Here is a 5980-nt window from a genome sequence, read left to right as displayed (position 1 = left end):
CAGGGGGATCGGGGCGGCTAGGGTCGGGGCGTGGTCCGACGTGTGGTGGTGGCGTTGCTGGCTCCGGTGGCGTGGACGCCGCCGGGGATCGACCCGACGGGCTGGCGTACCGCGCTGGCGGAGGACGTGGTGGACCTGCTCGCCACCCTGTCCGAGGTCGAGACTGCGGTGGCGGTCACTCCGGCGGACCGCCGGCTGGCCGAGGCGGTGGTTTGGCCGGGCACGGCGATCCACGAGGTGCCGGAACCGACCGTCAACGCGGCCCTGGCGGCCCTGACCGGGTACGACCAGGCGGCCGTGGTCGCCGCCGACGCCCCCGACCTGCCCGGCCTGACCCTGGGCAAGCTGCTCCGGCCACTGACCAGCCGGCCCGTCGCGGTCGCCCCGGTCGACGGTGACGGGCCCGGCCTGCTCGGCGTGGCGGCGCGGCTGCCCGTACCGGCCTGGTTGCCGGTGCTGGACCTGGACACCGCCGCCCCGGCGGACCTGCGCCGGGCGGCCCCCGCCCCGGGGGACGTCGCGGTCACCCCCGCCTGGCGCCGCCTGCGCGGCCCGGCGGACCTGGCGGCCCTGGACCCGGCCGTCGAGGGCTGGGAGACCACCCGCGCCCTGCTCTCCGCCCCGTACTGACCGCACGCCCCAGCCTGCGGCCTCCTCTCGGATCGCGCCGGACGGCGGCATCCGGCGCGGCGGAAACCGTAGGACGACGCCCGCAGCCCGGAGTCGGCCGAGCAGACGGCACGGGTGACGCCGGGGGTGACTGTCAGGAGGTTTCGGTGGGGGGTTGTTCCTCGGGACCGCCGGGTGCGGTGAAGTCGAAGTTCGCCAGCTCGTCGTCCAGATCCGTGCTGCGGGTCGCGAAGGCCACCGGGTCGGCGAAGTCGTCGTCCGACGGGAGCAGGTCGGGGTGGCCCCAGACGGCGTCCCGGCCGGCGATGCCCCGGTGCGTGGTGAGCGCGGCCCAGAGCGCGGACGCCTCGCGCAGCCGACGTGGACGCAGCTCCAGCCCCACCAGCGCGGCGAAGGTCTGCTCGGCCGGGCCGCCGGCGGCCCGGCGGCGGCGGAACGCCTCGCCGAGGCGTACCACGTTGGGCAGGCGCTCACCGGCGGCGTTGTCCACCACGTGGCAGACCCACCCCTCGACCAGTGCCAGCACCGTCTCCAGCCGGGCCAGCGACGCCTTCTGCGCCGGGGTGTCCTCCGGCGTGAAGATGCCCTCCAGGGCGATGGCCTGCATCGACTCCGGGTCGGTCGGGTCGACCCGCCCCATCGCCTCCTCGATCGCCTCCCGGTTGACCCGGATGCCCGAGGCGTAGTTCTCCACCGCGGTCAGCACGTGCCCGCGCAGCCACGGCACGTGCTCGAAGAGCCGCTGGTGGGCCGCCTCACGCAGGGCGACGTAGAGGCGTACCTCGTCCTCGGGCAGCTCCAGGCCCGCGCCGTACGCCCGGATGTTGGCCGGGACCAACGCCGCCGTGCCGGCCGGGCCGAGCGGCAGGCCGATGTCGCCGGCGGAGAGCACCTCGGCGGCGAGTGATCCCAGTGCCTGGCCGAGCTGCCCGCCGAAGAGCGCACCGCCGAGGGTGGCCACCATCGACTGCATCGGGCCGAGCTGGGCGCGGGCCTCCGGCGGCACCAGGTCACCCATCGCGCCGACCATCCGGCTGGCCACCGGGTCGCAGAGCTTGCGCCAGACGTCCAGCGTCTTGTAGATCCACTCGTTGCGGTTCCAGGCGACCGACGTGCGGATGCCCGAGGGCAGGTCGGAGGCGGGTTCCAACCAGAGGTCGGCGATCCGCAGCGCCTCCTCCACCGCGTGCCGCTCGTACGGCGAGACCGCCGGGTCGCCGGAGGCGGCGAGCTGACTGGCCGCGACCTGACGGGCCAGGTCCCAGTTCACCGGTCCGCTGCCCGACGCGGAGAGCAGGTGCTGCAACTGCGACATGAACTGCTGCATCTGCGCGGGGTCGTTGGGGTCTGGTGGTTGCCCACCCGGAAGCGCGAAACCGAACGGAATATCAGGCACGACGTCTACGGTACGCGGGCCGTGCCGCAGGTCGCCGACACTGGCGTTGCGCTGAGGGCGAAGTCGTCGGCGCATCGTCCGGCCACCACCACCCCGGTCGGTACGCTCTGCCGCATGAGACGTCGCGGCGTGACCGTCCTGCTCGGTGCTCTGCTCACCACCCTGCTCAGCATCGGTGTACTCGGCGCGCCCATCCCGTACGTGGTGCTCGGCCCGGGTCCGACCGTCGACACTCTCGGCACCTCCGACGGCAAGGAGATCATCCAGGTCAGCGGCCGGTCGACGTCCACCTCGGCCGGGCAGCTGCGGATGACCACGGTGGGTGTGCAGCCCACGGTCAAGCTACGCGCGGCGATCGCCGGCTGGCTGTCGAAGGACGAGGCGGTGGTGCCGCGCGAGCTGGTCTACCCGCCGGACGAGAGCCAGGACGAGGTGGACAAGCGCAACGCCGAGGACTTCCGCAACTCGCAGACCAGCGCCGAGACGGCCGCCCTGGTCGAACTCGGCTACCCGGTCCAGGTGGTGGTCAAGGAGGTGACGGCGGCCGGCCCGTCGGCCGGCCTGCTCAGGGCCGGTGACGTCATCACCACCGTCGACGGGGCGAAGGTGACTACCGCGGCGAAACTGGTCGAACTGGTCCGGGCCAAGCCGGCCGGCACCGCGCTGACGATCGGCTACACCCGGGACGGAGTCGCCGGGAAGGCCACCGTCACCAGCCGCGAGCAGGACGGCCGGCCGCGCATCGGCCTGGTGCCCGACCAGCGCCAGCCGCATCCGTTCACCCTCAAGATCGACCTGAACAACATCGGCGGGCCCAGCGCCGGGCTGATGTTCGCCCTCGGCATCGTCGACAAGCTCGAACCGGACGACCTCACCGGCGGGAAGATCATCGCCGGCACCGGCACCATCGACGACGAGGGGCGGGTCGGCCCGATCGGCGGAATCGCCCAGAAGCTGGTCGGGGCGAAGGAGGCCGGGGCCGCCGTCTTTCTCGTGCCGGCCGGGAACTGCGCCGAGGCGGTCCGCAACCCGCAGCCCGGCCTGCCCCTGATCAAGGTCGGTTCGCTGGCGGAGGCGCTGACGGCGCTGGAGACGCTGCGGTCCGGGGGGCAGCCGCCGCGCTGTTGATCGCCGACGCCGGCGGCGACGTGGCATGACCGTGACCGGACACTGTCAGGAACACCCCGTACTCTGGGTGCCTGTCCGGAGCCGATCACATCGAGCGTGCGGAGCCAACAGTGGTCATGCGTAGCAGCCCCCTGCCGAGGATGAGTCGGCGCGGACGCGTCACCATCGGGGTCCTGGTCGGGGTGTTCGTGTTGTTCACCCTGCTCGGCTGGGGCGTCCAGGCGTGGACGGACTGGCTCTGGTTCCAGGAGGTCCGTTACACCCAGGTGTTCACCGGGGTGCTGGTCACCCGACTGCTGCTGTTCCTCGCCGTCGGCGTCGGGTTGGCGGTGTTCGTCGGCGGCAACCTCTGGCTGGCGTACCGGCTGCGGCCGATGCTGCGACCGCACTCGTTGGAGCAGGCCACCCTGGAGCGGTACCGGATGCTGCTCAGCCCTCGGATCGGCACCTGGATCAGCCTTGTCGCGGCGGTGCTCGGGCTCTTCGCCGGCCTGTCGGCGCAGGGCCGCTGGAGCCAGTGGCTGCTGTTCCGCAACGGTGGCTCGTTCGGCGTCAAGGACCCGGAGTTCGGCGTCGACGTCGGGTTCTACGTCTTCCAACTGCCCTTCCTGCGCTACCTGCTCGGCGTCGGCTTCACCGCGGTGGTGCTCGCCCTGCTCGGCGCGTTGGCCGCGCACTACGTCTTCGGCGGGGTGCGGCTGCAGGGCGTCGGCGACCGGATGACCAACGCGGCGCGGGCTCACCTCAGCACGCTGGTCGCCGTCTTCGTCCTGCTCAAGGCCGTCGCGTACGTGCTGGACCGGCGGGCGATGCTGCTGGAGTACAACGAGGGGGCGAAGCTCTACGGCGCCGGCTACGCCGACGTCAACGCGCTCCTGCCGGCCAAGGAGATCCTGGCCTGGATCTCCGTCGTGGTGGCGATCGCGATCATCGTGTTCTCCAACGCGGTGATGCGGAACCTGGTCTGGCCGGGCATCTCGCTGGCGCTGCTCGGCGTCTCCGCCGTCGCGATCGGCGGCATCTACCCGTGGGCGGTGCAGACCTTCGAGGTGAAGCCGAGCGCCCGGGACAAGGAGGCGCCGTACATCGAGCGGAGCATCACGGCCACCCGGGCGGCGTTCGAACTCGCCGACACGAAGACGACCGGGTACGCGGCGAGAAACCTGACGCCACCGGCGAGCCTGGTCTCCGACACCGCGGTGGTGCCGAACGTGCGGCTGCTCGACCCGCAACTGGTCTCCGAGACGTACACCCAGCTCCAGCAGGTGCGTGGCTTCTACGACTTCGGTCCGAAGCTCGACATCGACCGGTACTCGGTGGCGAACAAGACCTCCGACTACGTGGTGGGCGTCCGTGAGATCAACTACAACGAGCTGACCGACCAGCAGAGCAACTGGATCAACAAGCACACCGTCTACACCCACGGGTACGGCCTCGTGGCCGCCCCGGCCAACCAGGTGGTCTGCGGCGGCCAGCCGTACTTCGTCTCCGGCTTCCTCGGCGAGAAGGCGCAGGAGGCGTGCTCCTCGCAGGCCGAGCAGATCCCGGCCAGCCAGCCGCGGATCTACTACGGCGAGCGGATGGGCCCGAACGACTACGCCATCGTCGGGCAGACCGACGAGGGCAAGCACGCCGAGTTCGACCGGCCGACCCCGACCACGGGCGGCGAGCAGTACTACACCTACACCGGTGAGGGTGGCGTCGAGATCGGCTCGTTCACCCGGCGGCTGCTGTACGCGATCAAGGAACAGGAGAGCAACTTCCTGCTCTCCGAGGCGGTCAACGACAACTCCCGGCTGCTCTACGTACGCAACCCGCGGGACCGGGTGGAGAAGGTCGCGCCCTTCCTCACCCTCGACGGCGACCCGTACCCGGCGGTGGTCGGCGGCCGGATCCAGTGGATCATCGATGGTTACACCACGGCCGCGACCTACCCGTACGCCGAGCGGGTCAACCTCCAGAGCGAGACCGCCGACGAGCTGACCAACCGTGGCACGTTCCAACTGGCCCGGGAGAACGTGAACTACATGCGCAACTCGGTGAAGGCCACCGTCGACGCGTACGACGGCACCGTCCGGCTCTACGAGTTCGACGAGAACGACCCGGTGCTCAAGGCGTGGAACAAGGCCTTCGGTGGTGACCTGGTGCTGCCGAAGACCGCCATCCCGGCGGAACTGGCCGAGCACTTCCGCTACCCGGTGGACATGTTCAAGGTGCAGCGGAACCTGCTCACCAAGTTCCACGTCACCGACCCCGGCGACTTCTACTCCGGCCAGGACTTCTGGCAGGTACCGAACGTGCCGGACGCGCCGGACACCGGGCAGCGGCAGCCGCCGTACTACCTGTTCACCCAGTTCCCCGGGCAGCAGGCGCCCCGGTTCCAGCTCACCGCCGCGGTCACCCCGAACGGGCGGCAGAACCTCGCCGCGCTGATCTCCGGGTCGTACGTCGACGGCCGGCCCCAACTGGAGGTGCTGGAGCTGCCGGACCAGACCCGGATCTCCGGTCCGGCGCAGGTGCACCAGCAGATGACCAACAACGCCAACATCCGCCAGCAGCTCAACCTGCTCTCGTCCAACCAGGCGCAGGTGCAGTACGGCAACCTGCTCTCCCTGCCGTTCGGCGACGGGATGCTCTACGTCGAGCCGGTGTACGTCAAGAGCAACCAGCAGGACGCCTACCCGCTGCTGCAGAAGGTGCTGCTGTCGTACGGCGACGGCGGCTCGTACGTGGTGCTGGCCGACAACATCACCGACGGGATCAAGCAGCTCGTCGACCAGGGCAAGCGGGCCACGCCGGGCACCCCACCGTCGGCCGGTGACACCC

4 protein-coding genes are annotated in these 5980 nt (G+C 71.0%); 3 read left to right on the top strand and 1 reads right to left on the bottom strand.

Annotated elements, in window-relative coordinates:
• The first annotated feature begins 30 nt into the window (after positions 1–30).
• Positions 31–630, top strand: coding sequence for a hypothetical protein (locus E1165_RS27480; protein WP_132394609.1), 600 nt, complete (start codon positions 31–33; stop codon positions 628–630).
• A 133-nt stretch (positions 631–763) separates the two neighbouring features.
• Here the strand turns inward: E1165_RS27480 and E1165_RS27475 are convergent, their stop codons facing one another.
• Positions 764–1957: a zinc-dependent metalloprotease gene (locus tag E1165_RS27475; RefSeq protein ID WP_132394610.1), complete on the bottom strand. Its 1194-nt coding sequence runs from the start codon at positions 1955–1957 to the stop codon at positions 764–766.
• A 183-nt stretch (positions 1958–2140) separates the two neighbouring features.
• On the opposite strand from E1165_RS27475, the gene E1165_RS27470 reads away from it, so the two are divergent.
• Together E1165_RS27470 and E1165_RS27465 are read left to right on the top strand one after the other, a co-directional pair.
• Positions 2141–3154 (top strand): PDZ domain-containing protein, encoded by a 1014-nt coding sequence (locus E1165_RS27470; protein ID WP_165945343.1) that lies wholly within the window; start codon positions 2141–2143, stop codon positions 3152–3154.
• Between the two features lie 116 nt (positions 3155–3270).
• Positions 3271–5980: UPF0182 family protein (locus tag E1165_RS27465; RefSeq protein WP_207917059.1), on the top strand; the 2710-nt coding region annotated here is incomplete at its 3' end.

It is taken from the genome of Micromonospora sp. KC723 (genome assembly GCF_004348595.1).
In the GTDB taxonomy this organism is placed as follows: Bacteria; Actinomycetota; Actinomycetes; order Mycobacteriales; family Micromonosporaceae; genus Micromonospora.
This window is presented reverse-complemented; position numbering and strand designations above follow the sequence as displayed.